Here is a 13,526-nt window from a genome sequence, read left to right as displayed (position 1 = left end):
CGTGCATTTATCCACAGGGAGGTCCGCGGTAGGGTGAAGTGTGCGTTTTTTAGTGACTTATTTTGAGCCTTTTGGTGCCGATACCGAAAACGCGAGCCGAGAGGCGGCCCTGCGATCTATCCCGCATCTTCACGATATGGTTCTTCCTTGCGAGGTGGAAGTCACGACGGTAATGCTGCCGGTGGTTTTCGCGCGCGCTGGGAAAGTGTTGGCTGAGGCAGTGGAGCGTATTCATCCCGATGCGGTCATATCCATCGGGGAGGCCGGTGGCCGCAGCGCCATCACCCCGGAGCTCCAAGCCTTTAATGAAAACCTCGCTCGGATTCCTGATAATGCAGGAGCCCAACCCCACGGCGAACCCATTATTCCCGGCGGTCCAGATATCGCCGTGAGCCCCGTGCGGGTGGCAGATATTACCCGCGCTATTAACGAGTCCGGTATTGCTGCGGAAACGAGCCAAGATCCGGGACGCTACCTCTGCAATAACGTTGCTTACCGGGTGGCCCGGCTTGCGGTTCCCGGCATCTTCATTCACGTGCCGGCCCTGCGCACCGTTGGGACGGCCACGGTGGGTGCGGAAACCGATGCGCCGCCCGCGCCGCAGCCGGCGCCACTAAGCGACACGGGGCGTGCCTCATTGCCCGAAACGGTGTGCAGCGCACCGTTAGGCGAAAGCGCCGCCCCGGTGCTCCCCCGGTGCGCCCGTACCTTCGATGATCTCAGCCTCGGGATTGCCGCGGCGATTGCTGAACTTGCCCGGCAGGTCGCCGAGGGGCGGTAATTTCCCCCACGATGCCCGCACATACTGGCACGGTGCTGGTACTACGCCGGCACCGTGCCAGCGCCCCGGTGCCCCCTACTCGCCGTCCAGCCCCGAGGAAGGCAACTCCACCACGTCGCTCCCGGCGCGGGCCACCGTCCAAGAATTCGCCTGGGCAACGGGGCGGATAACCACCGAATCAATATTGACGTGGGCGGGGCGGGAGAGCATCCACACCACCGTCTCAGCAATATCCTCGGCGAGGAGTGGCTCGGCAACCCCGGCATAAACGTTCTGGGCTGCGGCATCCGAGCCGAGCCGGTTCTTAGAAAACTCCTCCGTCATCACCATGCCAGGGCGCAGTTCCATGAGCCGGACCGGTTCTCCCACCAGTTCCAAACGCAGGGTGTCTTTTATCATGCGTTCGGCGTGCTTGGCCGCCGTGTATCCGGCCCCACCCACGTAGGTTTCCTGCGCCGCCGTGGAGGTCACAAAGAGGATACTCCCGCCATTCTCGCGCATATGTGGAAGCAGCGCCCGGGTAAGGCGCAAGGTACCGAGCACGTTCACGCGGTACATCCACTCCCAATCCTCGATTTTCGCGTCCGCCACGCGATCCTGCCCGCGTGCTCCACCGGCGTTATTGACCAGGGCGTCCACTCCGCCGGCTTCCGCCACGGTGGCGGCGAGCCGTGCGACGTCGGCCTCTTTGGTCACGTCCGCTACCACGTAGCTGCACCCGGTTTGCTCGGCGAGCTGGCGGAGCCGATCTTCGCGCCGCGCGGTGGCGATCACCTCCCATCCGGCCGCGCGCAAGGCACGGACGCTCGCCGCCCCAATTCCGCTGGATGCTCCGGTCACGAGTACTCGATGTGACATGTCAAACCCTCCGTTCTGCCGGGTGAGAGCCACGCCGGCCATAAAACACCTTTCTTCAGCCTAAAATAAAACGCGGAGAGCATACCCGGTGTTCGCTCAGCGCCGCTGCGGGAGCACCGGGCCTAGCTGGTAGAAAGGAAGTGCTCGTGATCGGCTTTATCGGAACCGGACATATGGGAGGAGCCCTGGCGCGCGGGGTGCTTGCCGCGGGTGCGGACCCGGCGTCCGTCGTCGTTTCTGCAAAAGATGCGCAGGCGGCGTGCGACTTCGCGAAGGAAACGGGGGCGCGCCCGGCCACCTCAAATACCGAGCTGGTCACGGCCGTGGGGGACGGAATCGTCGTCGTCGCGGTGAAACCGTACGCGGTTGCGGGCGTTCTGGAAGAAATTAGCGACGCCGCACGTGCCGCCGGCACCGTTATCGTCTCTATCGCGGCGGGCCTTGAACTTGCCACTCTCGCCCGCCATCTCGCCCCGGGGCAACCGCTCGTGCGCGCCATGCCGAATGTGGCCGCCAGTGTGCGCGCCTCCATGACGGCGCTGTGCTTCTCCAGCTCCGTCACCCCCGCTCAACAGGACGCGGTGCGGGAAGTTTTCGCCGCAGTGGGTGCCCATATCACCCTGGAAGAAAAGCATTTTTCCGTCTTTTCCGCGCTCGCCGGCTGCTCCCCGGCGTTCACCTTTACCTATATTGATGCCCTCAAACGCGCCGCCGTTGCTGATGGGCTCCCGGCCGCGCAGGCGGTGCGTATCGCCGCACAGGCGGTGGAAGGTGCGGCGCGCCTGGTGCTCGCAAGTGAACTATCTCCCGCCGACCTGGCCGATACGGTGCAGTCCCCGGGCGGCACCACCGTGGCCGGTGTGGTGGAATTGGAACGTGCCGGTTTCGGGGCGGCCGTCGTGCGCGGCGTGCAGGCCAGTATTGATAAAGATAGGAATCTCAGTTAAATGAACGGACTATCGATCCTCAGCTTCGCTGGGATTTTCCTGGTGGTGCTGATTCTGTGGGGAATTTCCATGCTGCGCGAGGCACGGTCACTACGTTTTATGCGCACCCACGAATGGACCGCGGAAGAAAAAGAACGCATTTTGGCGGCCGCGGCGGAGGGAACCGCCACCGCCATGCGCGCCGCGAAGAAAATCCACCCCATCTTGACCGCGCGCCACGCTCGCCTCGTGGTGCACGATCTGGAAAGCGAAGCCGCTGAGGCTCGCCGGCGCGCCAAGCACGCCAAACCCGGGACCCGCGCGTCCCGCTCTATCCGCGATACTGACGCAAAGGAGAGGTAGCTCGCCTTTTAACTCCACGTTTTCCAACGGTTCACATTGACTCGATAGATACATATATGGTGAAGCGTCCGCGCTGCGATGCGCCGAGCCATATTTTGACTTCACTACCTGATGGGAACAGATATGAAGCGTTTTGCGGGCGTCGCCCTGCTCGTTGCCGGACTCGCGCTGTCCGGATGCTCAACCAACCCGCCCTCCGGTGAGGCTTCCTCCCCCGCCAGTGGCCCGGCCCCGGTTCAGAATGCGAACCCGGATGCCTCGGTGCACGTTGGTTTTATTTTGGAACCCACCGGGCTGGATCCAACCTCGGTCTCCGGCGCAGCTCTCGATCAACTTGTTATCGATAATGTTTACGAAGGCCTCACCCGCCGCGCTGAAAATGGTGATATTTTGCCAGCTCTGGCCACTTCCTGGGATATTTCCGAAGATGGGCTCAGCTACACTTTCCATCTGCGCGAGGGCGTGAAATTCCACGACGGTTCTGATTTTGATGCCGCGGATGTGGTTGCCACCCTGGAAGCTTCAGCTGCCGAAGGTTCGAAGAATCCCGATCATAAGCTCATGCGCACTTTTAAATCCGCGCAGGCTTCCGACCCGCATACCGTCGTCGTCACCCTATCCGAACCGAATATGAATTTCTTGGACAGCATGTCCACGGATGCCGCCATGATGGTGCCCTCTGATAACACGGTCGATTTGAATAAGGAATCGAATGGCACCGGGCCCTTCACCATCGGTGAATGGAAGACCGGCTCCACCATCACCCTCGAACGCAATGACAATTACTGGGGCGATCCGGCCGGCACCAAGGAAGTGGTCTACCACTATTACGCGGATCAGACCGCCGCTGCGAACGCGCTTGCCTCGGGACAAATTGATATTCTCACCACCCAAAACACCGATACGGTGGAGCGTTTCGCGGCCGACCCGGCAATTATTACCTCGCAGGGCACGGAAACTTCATGGATGACGCTCGGCTTCAATCACAGCAATCCTGCGCTGGCAAATAAGGATGTGCGCACCGCTATCCGCAAGGGCATCGATAAGGATGGTCTCATTACCGCGCTGGGTGGAAATATGGTGCGGGTCGGCTCCATGGTCTCCCCCGAGATGGCCTGGTGGAGCGATTCCCTCAACGATATTGATTCCTATGATCCGCAAGCCGCCCGTGAACTGCTCAAGAAGGCCGGTGCTGAAAATCTTTCTCTCAACCTGCGGGTAGCCAATAATTACGATTCCGCTATTTCCGAATATATAGCGGCCCAGCTCAAGGAAATCGGCATTAATGTGACGATTGACCGGATGGAGTTTTCCAGCTGGCTCGATGAGGTCTACCGCGGGGGCAATTACGATATGACGATGGTGCTCCACGTGGATCCGTGGACGCTCACCTACTACTCCAATCCCAGCTACTACTGGCATTACGACAGCGCGGATGCTCAACGCCTCAATAAGGAGGCGATGACCGCCAGCTCGCTGGAGGAACGTGATAAGAAGCTCGGTGAGCTCGCCACCTTCGTGTCCGAAGATGCGGCCTCGGATTGGCTCTACAGCCCCAAGGCCATTATTTTCTCCCGGGAAGGGGTCTCCGGATTCCCGACCAACCGGACCGGTTCTCGCTTCTACGCCGCTGATATTCAGGTTGCGCGTTAATGGCTGAACCACTCGCGCTCGCGCAGGTGCCGGGGGCTAGTGCAGCTCCCGGCACCGTGGACCGCGAAACGGTGCTCCGTACCACGACGTCGCGTACCGCCCGCATCGTGCTCTCCGCGCTGGGGTGGGCGGTGGCGGCGTTGCTCCTCGCCTCCTTCGTGATTTTCTTCGCGCTTCACACCCTGCCCGGCGATCCGGCCGTTATCATGGGTGGCCTCGACGCCACCGACGCGCAAATTGAAGCAATCCGGGCCGAGCACGGCTGGGATCGTCCCCTCATCGTCCAGTATTTGAGCTGGCTCAGCGCCGCCCTCACCGGCGATTTCGGCACCTCTCCCTTTTCTTCCCTCTCGGTGACCCACGAGCTCGTGACGAAACTCCAGGTCACCGTGCCGCTTGCGCTGATGTCTTTGAGTTTGGCAGTTATTTTTGCTCTGGTGATCGGGGTATATGCCGCGGCTCGCTCCACCACTCTGGCCGGGCGCCTGGTCTCCTGGCTTTCCCAGTTGGGCATCGCCATCCCCACCTTCATCTTGGGAATGCTTCTCGTCATGTACCTGGCAACCCCGCTTCATCTTCCCTCCACCGGATTCCCGCGCGAGGGATGGGGCGATCCGGGAGCGGCGCTCCGTAGTCTCATCCTGCCCGCCATTACCTTGGCGATCCCGCAAACGGCGGGACTGGTGCGCTACGTGCGTTCCGCCGTATTGGAACAGCTTGGCCAAGATTATGTGCGCACCGCCCGTGCCCAGGGGATGAGCCGCCGACGCGCCCTGCTCACCCAGGCGCTGCGGAATGCCTGGCTCCCCCTCCTGGCTGTTATCGCCCTCGATGCAGCGGCCCTCCTCATGGGCACCGTGGTGGTCGAGCAGGTCTTTGCGCTTCCCGGTATCGGGCACCACCTGGTCGCGAGTGTATCTACCCGCGATATTGTTACCGTCCAAGGCTTCCTCATGGTGCTCTCCGGAGCGGTTATTCTCCTGATGATGCTCTCGAATGTGGCCTCCCGGCTCCTTGACCCGAGAGTGAGGTTGCGATGAGTATTCCTTCTCCAGCCCTGCGGGCCCTCTCCGCTACTTCTCCGTGGCGGGCCCGCTTGCGGGCCCTGCTGCGCAATCCTGCCGGCCTTATCGGCACCGCGGTGGTGCTGGCGGTACTGGCCACCTTTGTTCTTTCTTTCATCTGGGTGCCCTACGATCCGGAAAGCGTGGATTCGCGTGCCTCCTGGGCCCGCCCGAGCGGGGCGCACTGGTTTGGCGCCGATCAGCTGGGGCGCGATATTTTCTCCCTCATGGTGCTGGGTTCGCGGGTCACGGTGCTCACCAGCGTCGGAGGAGCTGTGGTGGCTCTGGTGGTCGGGCTGCTCCTCGCCTCGATTATTGTTTATGCCCCGCGGTGGCTCGGTTCCCTGACGGAGCGTCTCACCGATGTGTGGGTGGCTTTCCCCACCCTCATCATCGCCCTCATTCTCGTTACCGCATTTTCCGGTTCTACCCTCACGTCCACCGTTGCCATCGGGTTGGGCTCCGCTCCGGCGGTTACCCGCACCGTGCTGCCTGAATTGCGCCGTGCTACCGCCTCCGATCACGTGCTCCTGGCCGTGGCGGCCGGGGCGCGCTCCTGGTGGATTCTCTCGCGGCATATTTTCCCGGCGATCACTCCCACGCTTATTGTGCGCGTCACCCAAATCATGGGAACAGCCACGCTCGCGGAAGCCGGCCTGTCCTACCTGGGGCTGGGCACCCCTCCCCCCACTCCGTCCTGGGGGCGCATGCTCTCCACCTACCAGAGCTTCATGTATTCCCACCCGACCGTTATTCTTATCCCGGCCACCGCGATTGTCCTGACGATTATCGGATTCAACCTGTTGGGGGACGGACTGCGTGATGTGCTAGATCCGCGCGGAAGGGAAACGCGATGAGTCTTCTTGAGGTACGTAATCTCACCGTGGCTTTCGGTTCCACCGAGGTGGTGCGCGGAGTTTCCTTCACGGTGGAGGCCGGCGAACGGGTCTGCCTCATCGGTGAATCCGGGTCCGGAAAATCGATGACGGCAATGGCAATCCAAGGGCTGCTCCCCCGCGGGGCGCACGTGACCGGTTCGATTCGTTTTGAGGGGCGCGAATTGGTGGGCGCCTCCGATGCGCAGTTCCAGAAAATTCGGGGGCGCCGCATCGGCTGTATTTTCCAAGAACCGCATACGGCGCTCAACCCGGTGGTGCGTATTAAGCACCAATTGGTGGCGGCCTCGCGTATTCACGCGGGATTAAAAAAATCGGCGACGACGCAGCGGGCCAGCGAGCTGGCCCGCATGGTGGAGCTCCCTAGCCCGGAAAGCATTATTAACCGCTTTCCCCATGAGCTTTCCGGGGGCCAACGCCAGCGCGTGGTTATTGCCATGGCGATGAGTTTGGCACCCGCCCTCCTCATTGCGGACGAGCCGACAACCGCACTGGATGCCACGGTGCAGTCCCATATTTTGCAGCTCATGGATGATGCCGCCCGCGAACATAGCACCGCGGTTCTCATGATTACCCACGATATGGCGGTGGCCTACCACACCTCCGAACGCATCCTCGTACTGCGCCGCGGCGAACTGGTAGAAGAAGGGAGCGCCGCGGATATTTTGCTCCGTCCCGCGCATCCTTATACCCACGATCTTGTAGCAGCGGCCCGCGCCACCAGCTTGCAACGTCCCACGGTGCACGGAGGTGACCAGTCATGACAAGCACATCGGAAAAAACTTGGGATCCACGTGAGGCCGCCCTGCGGATGACTTCTCGGGCGCCGCTGGAAAAAGACTGGCCTGTCGAACGCGGGGAGGTCCTATTTAGCTGCCAGAATGTCACCAAATCCTACGGAAGCACCGTGGCTCTGGCACCCACGTCGTTCGAAGTGCGAGCGGGGCGGTCGCTGGGGATTATCGGCGAATCCGGCTCGGGGAAAACCACCTTGAGCCGCATGATGCTCGGCTTACTCGAGCCGAGCGGCGGCTCAATCACCTACCGGGGCCAGGAGGTGCGCTACGGAAAGTTGGGTGTTACCCGCCTGCGCCACGAAGTCCAATTAGTGCTGCAAGATCCTTTTGCTTCCCTCAACCCGCGGATGACGGTGGGCCAGATTATTGAAGAACCGCTGCGCCTGCTGCGCGTGCCGGGCAAGCACCGGGAGATGGTGCGTGATGCGCTGGCCGCCGTGGATCTCAACCCGGAATGGGGCTCACGCTATCCGCACGAGCTTTCTGGAGGGCAGCGCCAGCGGGTCGCTATTGCGCGCGCCGTGGGTTGCCAACCCAAGGTTCTTATTGCCGATGAACCGGTTTCCGCCCTCGATGTTTCGGTACGAGCCACCGTCCTGGAGCTTCTCCACGACCTGCGTGCCCGCCTGAACCTCACCCTCATTGTGATCTCTCATGATTTGGGCATTGTCCAGAATCTGTGTGAGGACACCCTGGTGCTGCGCGGGGGCACCGTCGTCGAATATGCTCCCACGGCGCAGGTTCTGGAGCATCCGCGTCACCCGGCCACCCGTGAACTTATCGCGGCAGTTCCGCTGCTACCTGAGCCACCGCAGCCCGAGACTGCCGCCCCGTCTATCACGCCATCCGAGGGAGACGATGACCTATGAGCTTGCGAATCCTGCACCTCTCCGATACCCATGTGCGGGCCGAGCGTGCCCGCCACTACGGAAAAATTGACACTTCCGGGCTATTAGAAGCGGCTGTTGCGGCCGCCGGCGAGCTCGCGCCCTGCCAGGCCATCGTGGTCTCCGGAGACATTTCCGATGACGGCACCCCCGCTTCCTACGATTTCGCTGCGCGAACCCTTGCACCACTGGCGGAACGGTGGGATGCGCCAGTGGTCTGGGCCTGCGGGAATCACGACCGGCGCCCCGCCATGCGCGAGGCCCTCGACCTGCCCGGCGCACCCATGGACCCTATCTTTTCCGTCACCGATATCACCGTGGCAGAAACACGTTGGCGTTTCGTTGCGGCTGACAGCTCCGTTCCCGGGCGCGGTTTCGGTTACCTCGGTGAACAAATCCACCGCATCGAGGACGCCATCACGAATGCTGATAGCACACCGGGGGTGGAGGGCGTGCCCTGCCCCGGTATCGACACCGCGCCCATCCACTCCGTTCTTGTCCTCCACCACCCGCCGTTGGCTGCCCCGACGGTGCTCCACGGGGCGCTGCGTCTCATGGATGCCCCGCGCCTGGCGCAGGGCCTGCAATCCTGGGAAGTGGCGCCCGCCGTGGTGCTGGCAGGGCATTACCACCTGGCCGGACGCGGGCGCGCAGGAGGGGTTCCCGTGGTGGTCGGCCCGGCCCTCGCCAACGAAACAACGCTCGGAAGGGGCCCCGAATGGGAAAGCGCACGAGCCCGCTCGGCTTTTTCGGTGGTGCAGATCAGCGAGGCCAGTATCCACCAGGACATCACCTACCTGGACGACGTCGCGGCCGCACTGCCCAGCGACATAGAGCCGGGCGAGGAGATCTTTGCCTATAGCCCGGAGGAGGTTGTAGCTATCGGCCGGCGAGCCGGGCGGCCCGGGTGGAGCCCGAGCGATCCGCTCGCCTGGGACGGGCCCGGCTCCTACCTGCTAGAAAATACGCTTTACGCCAGTTCGAAAGGACAGTGATGACTTCCCCACGCTTGCCCCTCGGCCTGCATAATCTTCGTTCCCTGGGAGGAACTCCAGTGGCCGGCGGGCATATCCGCGAGCGCGCCCTGCTACGTTCCTCAGCGGCTTTCCGCCACGATGAGAGCCTGGGAGATTTTTTGAGAGCGCAGGGCATCACCGGCGTGATTGATTTGCGCGACGACGCCGAACGCGCCGGCACCACCAATTGGGCAGACTACGGGGTGAGCGTTGCCTCCGTGCCTATTTTCAATAATCAGCTTGCCCACCTGGAATGGTCCGAACTTGCCGATTTGTATATGCAGATGGCCCGCAATTTCGGTGGGCAATTAGCGCAGGCGGTCACCGCGGTGGCAGAGCTATCCGCGGAAGGCGGGGTGCTTATCCACTGCACCGCCGGTAAAGACCGCACCGGGGTGGTCACCGGGCTGATCCTCTCCATCCTCGGAGCAAGCCGCGAAACAATCCTGGCGGATTACCTCACCTCCGCCACGGCGCTGGGCGAAAGCTACCAGGAGGACCTTGCCTTCGTCATGGGGCGCGAATATATCCCGGGGGCGGCCGCGCACCGCGCCGTCTACGTGACCGAAGAAGCCTTGAGCGCCGCCACGGTGCGCATTGAGGCGGCCGGCGGGGCGCGCGAATACCTCCTCGGGCACGGGATCGACCCGGCTGTTTTTAATCTGCTGCACGCCCACCTGGTGGAACCGGATACCGGCCTCTAACGGGGCGGTGCGCCATTCTGATAACGGGGCGGTGCGCCATTCTGACGGCCTCGGATACCAGCTACGGCGCCCGAAGCACCGCGCGCCGTAGCTGCGCCGTCGCCCCTCTCACGTACGGCGCAGTTTCCCGCAGCGCACGGGGCGTGAAACAATAGCCCCATGACTAGTTTTAACCAAGAGTCCAAACTCCTCGATCACACGGAGGTACCGGATCGTGCCACTCTCGACGGTCTTGAAACTACCTGGGGCGAACGGTGGGAGGCGGAAGGCACCTACGCCTTTGACCGCACCGCTACCCGTTCCGAAGTCTTTTCTGTAGATACCCCGCCGCCCACGGTCTCCGGCTCGCTGCATATCGGCCACGTTTTTTCCTATACGCACACCGATACCGTGGCCCGCTACCAGCGTATGCGCGGCAAATCAGTGTTCTATCCCATGGGCTGGGATGATAACGGCCTCCCCACCGAACGGCGCGTCCAGAACTACTACGGGGTGCGCGGGGATGCCTCTCTGCCCTACGACCCGAATTTTGTGCCGCCGCACCAGGGAGGCGCAAAATCCATTAAGTACGCGGACCAGGTGCCCATTTCACGGCGTAATTTCATTGAGCTGTGCTGGAAACTCTCCGAAGAGGACGAAAAGCAATTCGAGGCATTGTGGCGCCACCTGGGGCTATCCGTGGATTGGAAGCAGAATTACCAAACCATCGGAGCAAAAGCCCAGAAGGTAGCCCAAACCGCGTTCTTGCGTAATCTTGCGCGCGGGGAAGCCTACCAGGCGCAGGCCCCGGGCCTGTGGGATATTACGTTCCAGACCGCGGTGGCGCAGGCTGAACTTGAGGCCCGCGATTATCCGGGCGCCTATCATGCCCTTGCTTTCCACGGGGAGGGCGAGGATGTGGTGATCGAAACCACCCGCCCGGAACTGCTGCCCGCCTGCGTGGCACTCATCGCCCATCCTGATGATGAGCGCTACCAGCACCTCTTCGGCACCACCGTGCGCGTGCCCGTGTTCGAGATGGAGGTGCCCGTTCTCGCCCACCCGAAGGCGGAGATGGATAAGGGTGCCGGTATCGCCATGTGCTGTACCTTCGGCGACGTCACGGACGTGGAGTGGTGGCGCGAATTGCAGCTGCCGCTACGCAGCGTGCTCGGTAAGGATGGCCGGCTCGTGCGCGATATCCCCGAGTGGATTACTTCGGAGGCCGGGCACGCCATGTACGCGGAGATGGCTGGGAAAACCACGTTCTCGGCGCGCAAGGCTCTGGTGGAGAAACTCAAGGAAACCGGGGAAATGATCGGCGAGGAAAAGCCGACCATGCGTAAAACAAACTTCTTCGAAAAGGGCGATAAGCCTCTCGAAATTGTGACCTCGCGCCAGTGGTACATCCGCAACGGCGGGCGCTCCCACGTGGAGAAAAACGGCAAGGAGCTGCGCGATAACCTCATTGAGGCCGGCAATCAGCTGGCCTTCCACCCCGATTTCATGCACGTGCGCTACGACAACTGGGTCAAGGGCCTCAACTCTGACTGGCTTGTTTCGCGCCAGCGTTTCTTCGGGGTGCCGATTCCGGTGTGGTACGAGATTTCGGAGAACGGTGAAGTGAAGTACGACGCCGTCATCACCCCGGATGAGGCGAGCCTGCCCGTAGATCCTTCCAGCGATGTGCCGGCCGGGTACACCGAAGATCAACGCGGTAAGCCGGGCGGTTTCGCCGGGGAAACCGATATCTTGGATACCTGGGCAACCTCCTCCCTCTCCCCGCAAATCGCGGGCGGGTGGCTCACCGATGAGGATCTTTTCGAGCGCGTGTACCCCATGGATGTGCGCCCGCAAGGTCAGGATATTATCCGCACCTGGCTCTTCTCCACGGTGGTGCGCGCACACCTCGAATTCGGGGAACTGCCGTGGAAGCACGCGGCGATCTCGGGGTGGATTCTCGATCCGGATCATAAGAAGATGTCCAAATCCAAGGGCAATGTGGTCACCCCCATGGATCTGCTCGTCAAGCACGGTGCGGATGCGGTGCGCTACTGGGCGGCCTCCGCGCGCCTGGGCGTGGACGCTGCCTTTGACGAAAAGCAGATGAAGGTGGGGCGCCGTCTGGCGATGAAGGTGCTCAATGCCTCGAAGTTCGCGCTCGGTATGGGCGGGGCGGGTGCTCCGGTGTGTCTGGATGCTTCCCGCGTAACCGAACCGATTGACCGTGCCCTACTGGCAGATCTGGCGCACGTGGTGGAGGAAGCGACCGCCGCTTTTGATGCCTTTGATCACACTCGTGCTCTCGAAGTGGCAGAAACGGCTTTCTGGACCTTCTGTGATGATTACCTGGAGCTGGTCAAGGACCGTGCCTACTCGGATAGCCCCGAGGCGCAGAGCGCCCGGGTGACGCTGGCGCTTGCGGTGGATACCTTCCTGCGCTTGCTGGCGCCCTTTATCCCCTACGCCACCGCTGAGGTGTGGAGCTGGTACCGTACCGGCTCGGTGCACCGGGCGGCGTGGCCGGAGGCGGCGCCTTTGCGCGAGGCGGCTGGTTCCGGGAATGCGGAACTGCTCGAGATCGCCGGCCAGGCCCTCACGGTGCTGCGCGGCGTGAAATCCGCAGCGAAGGTGTCGCAGCGCACCAGCTTCGCTCGGGTCGAGCTACGTGGGAATACCTCCCTGCTGGAGGAGGTGCGCGCTGATCTGGTGCGCGCCGCCCACGTGCGCGGGGAGCTCCGCTTCACCCCGGATACGGAGGCCAGTGACCAGATCACCATTGGTGATTACGAACTGGATGAGCCGGAGCCGAAGCGGAAGTAGTACCGTAAGCGCCACGGCGCATCACGCGTAGCGCTACGTACAACTGAGCGAATTCGGGTGGCGGGTCTGCGAGAGCGGGCCCGCCACCCCCGTATTCGCGCTAGAACGCGCCACCAGGTAGCCTTCACCACCACACCGTGTCTTGCGCCCCCACAGGTAGGTCCCGATGATGAGAAGATTCTCATCATTGTTTCCTAGCCCCGTCATCTCGCTCCGGTGTACTAAAGGCATGACAACTCGTGTGAAACTTCTTGCCGTGCTTCTCGGGCTGGCGCTCCTCGGTTTCTTGGGGATGCAGCTTGCTCACGCCGTGAGCGGGAGCGGTACCCAGTCTGTGGGCCCCGCAGTTACCGTCACGGCGCCTTCCTCCACTTCCGCTACCACCACCGGTGCTGGCAGCGCCGCTTCGGTTGCTTCGCCCGCACCGACGCGCCCTCCGCTCAACAACGCACAGCGTGCTACCCTGCGCAGTCTTTTGATTGATGTGGCCGAAAATGCGCACCAATTCGCCAGTGGCGCTTCAGATAGTACGACGACGGCGCCCGCGGGCACCGTACCAGCCCCCGCGAACGTTGCTCCGGCACCGGCTCCTTCTCCGGAACCGGCTGCGCTGGCTCCCGCCCCGCAGCGGGTAGCTCCCGCCCCGCAGCGGGTAGCTCCCGCGCCCGCACGCCCCGTCCCGCCCCAGTACTCCGATGATGATTGGGGCAGCGACGATGACGATGCCGACGATGATTGGGATGATGGCGACGACTAAATCATCTGAATACCTCGGTGCT

The 13,526-nt window shown here is 62.5% G+C and carries 14 protein-coding genes; 12 read left to right on the top strand and 2 right to left on the bottom strand.

Features of this window, described 5'->3' with window-relative positions; all coding sequences use genetic code 11:
• The first annotated feature begins 52 nt into the window (after positions 1-52).
• Entirely contained in the window at positions 53-781 is a 729-nt protein-coding gene (locus tag ACTFPK_RS03940; RefSeq protein ID WP_274734008.1) for a pyroglutamyl-peptidase I, read from the top strand.
• A 75-nt stretch (positions 782-856) separates the two neighbouring features.
• Here the strand turns inward: ACTFPK_RS03940 and ACTFPK_RS03935 are convergent, their stop codons facing one another.
• Positions 857-1,639 (bottom strand): SDR family oxidoreductase, encoded by a 783-nt coding sequence (locus ACTFPK_RS03935; RefSeq protein ID WP_274734007.1) that lies wholly within the window; start codon positions 1,637-1,639, stop codon positions 857-859.
• A gap of 146 nt (positions 1,640-1,785) precedes the next feature.
• Here ACTFPK_RS03935 and proC point away from each other — a divergent pair, with 146 nt between their 5' ends.
• The 10 genes from proC to valS all read left to right on the top strand — a co-directional run bounded on the left by proC (position 1,786) and on the right by valS (position 12,747).
• Positions 1,786-2,586 (top strand): pyrroline-5-carboxylate reductase, encoded by an 801-nt coding sequence (gene proC / locus ACTFPK_RS03930; protein ID WP_274734006.1) that lies wholly within the window; start codon positions 1,786-1,788, stop codon positions 2,584-2,586.
• A complete protein-coding gene (locus ACTFPK_RS03925) occupies positions 2,587-2,928 on the top strand; it encodes a hypothetical protein (protein WP_126134989.1) in 342 nt (113 codons plus the stop codon). It abuts the gene before it with no gap.
• A gap of 123 nt (positions 2,929-3,051) precedes the next feature.
• On the top strand, positions 3,052-4,581 hold the full coding sequence (locus tag ACTFPK_RS03920) for an ABC transporter substrate-binding protein (protein ID WP_274734003.1): 1,530 nt from the start codon (positions 3,052-3,054) through the stop codon (positions 4,579-4,581).
• The gene (locus tag ACTFPK_RS03915; protein WP_274734001.1) at positions 4,581-5,621 is read left to right on the top strand and encodes an ABC transporter permease; all 1,041 of its coding nucleotides are present in this window, start codon (positions 4,581-4,583) and stop codon (positions 5,619-5,621) included. Before ACTFPK_RS03920 ends, ACTFPK_RS03915 begins: the two co-directional genes overlap by 1 nt.
• The gene (locus ACTFPK_RS03910; protein WP_274734000.1) at positions 5,618-6,502 is read left to right on the top strand and encodes an ABC transporter permease; all 885 of its coding nucleotides are present in this window, start codon (positions 5,618-5,620) and stop codon (positions 6,500-6,502) included. The genes ACTFPK_RS03915 and ACTFPK_RS03910 overlap by 4 nt, the downstream gene beginning before the upstream one ends.
• On the top strand, positions 6,499-7,305 hold the full coding sequence (locus ACTFPK_RS03905) for an ABC transporter ATP-binding protein (RefSeq protein ID WP_274733999.1): 807 nt from the start codon (positions 6,499-6,501) through the stop codon (positions 7,303-7,305). Before ACTFPK_RS03910 ends, ACTFPK_RS03905 begins: the two co-directional genes overlap by 4 nt.
• Positions 7,302-8,207, top strand: a complete 906-nt coding sequence (locus ACTFPK_RS03900; RefSeq protein WP_274733997.1) for an ABC transporter ATP-binding protein — start codon at positions 7,302-7,304, stop codon at positions 8,205-8,207. Before ACTFPK_RS03905 ends, ACTFPK_RS03900 begins: the two co-directional genes overlap by 4 nt.
• The gene (locus ACTFPK_RS03895) at positions 8,204-9,220 is read left to right on the top strand and encodes a metallophosphoesterase (RefSeq protein WP_274733995.1); all 1,017 of its coding nucleotides are present in this window, start codon (positions 8,204-8,206) and stop codon (positions 9,218-9,220) included. The genes ACTFPK_RS03900 and ACTFPK_RS03895 overlap by 4 nt, the downstream gene beginning before the upstream one ends.
• Complete coding sequence (locus tag ACTFPK_RS03890) at positions 9,220-9,945, top strand: tyrosine-protein phosphatase (protein ID WP_126134982.1); 726 nt, start codon at positions 9,220-9,222, stop codon at positions 9,943-9,945. Before ACTFPK_RS03895 ends, ACTFPK_RS03890 begins: the two co-directional genes overlap by 1 nt.
• A gap of 159 nt (positions 9,946-10,104) precedes the next feature.
• Positions 10,105-12,747 (top strand): valine--tRNA ligase, encoded by a 2,643-nt coding sequence (gene valS / locus ACTFPK_RS03885; RefSeq protein ID WP_274733993.1) that lies wholly within the window; start codon positions 10,105-10,107, stop codon positions 12,745-12,747.
• A 33-nt stretch (positions 12,748-12,780) separates the two neighbouring features.
• Here valS and ACTFPK_RS03880 read toward each other — a convergent pair whose 3' ends face one another.
• Positions 12,781-12,978: a hypothetical protein gene (locus ACTFPK_RS03880; protein WP_274735061.1), complete on the bottom strand. Its 198-nt coding sequence runs from the start codon at positions 12,976-12,978 to the stop codon at positions 12,781-12,783.
• Here ACTFPK_RS03880 and ACTFPK_RS03875 point away from each other — a divergent pair.
• Positions 12,977-13,504, top strand: coding sequence for a hypothetical protein (locus ACTFPK_RS03875; protein ID WP_439911143.1), 528 nt, complete (start codon positions 12,977-12,979; stop codon positions 13,502-13,504). The two genes, ACTFPK_RS03880 and ACTFPK_RS03875, sit on opposite strands and share 2 nt — an antisense overlap.
• The last annotated feature ends 22 nt before the right edge of the window (positions 13,505-13,526 follow it).

The sequence above is a fragment of the Actinotignum sp. UMB0459 genome (assembly GCF_051905915.1).
In the GTDB taxonomy this organism is placed as follows: domain Bacteria; phylum Actinomycetota; class Actinomycetes; order Actinomycetales; family Actinomycetaceae; genus Actinotignum; species Actinotignum sanguinis.
This window is presented reverse-complemented; position numbering and strand designations above follow the sequence as displayed.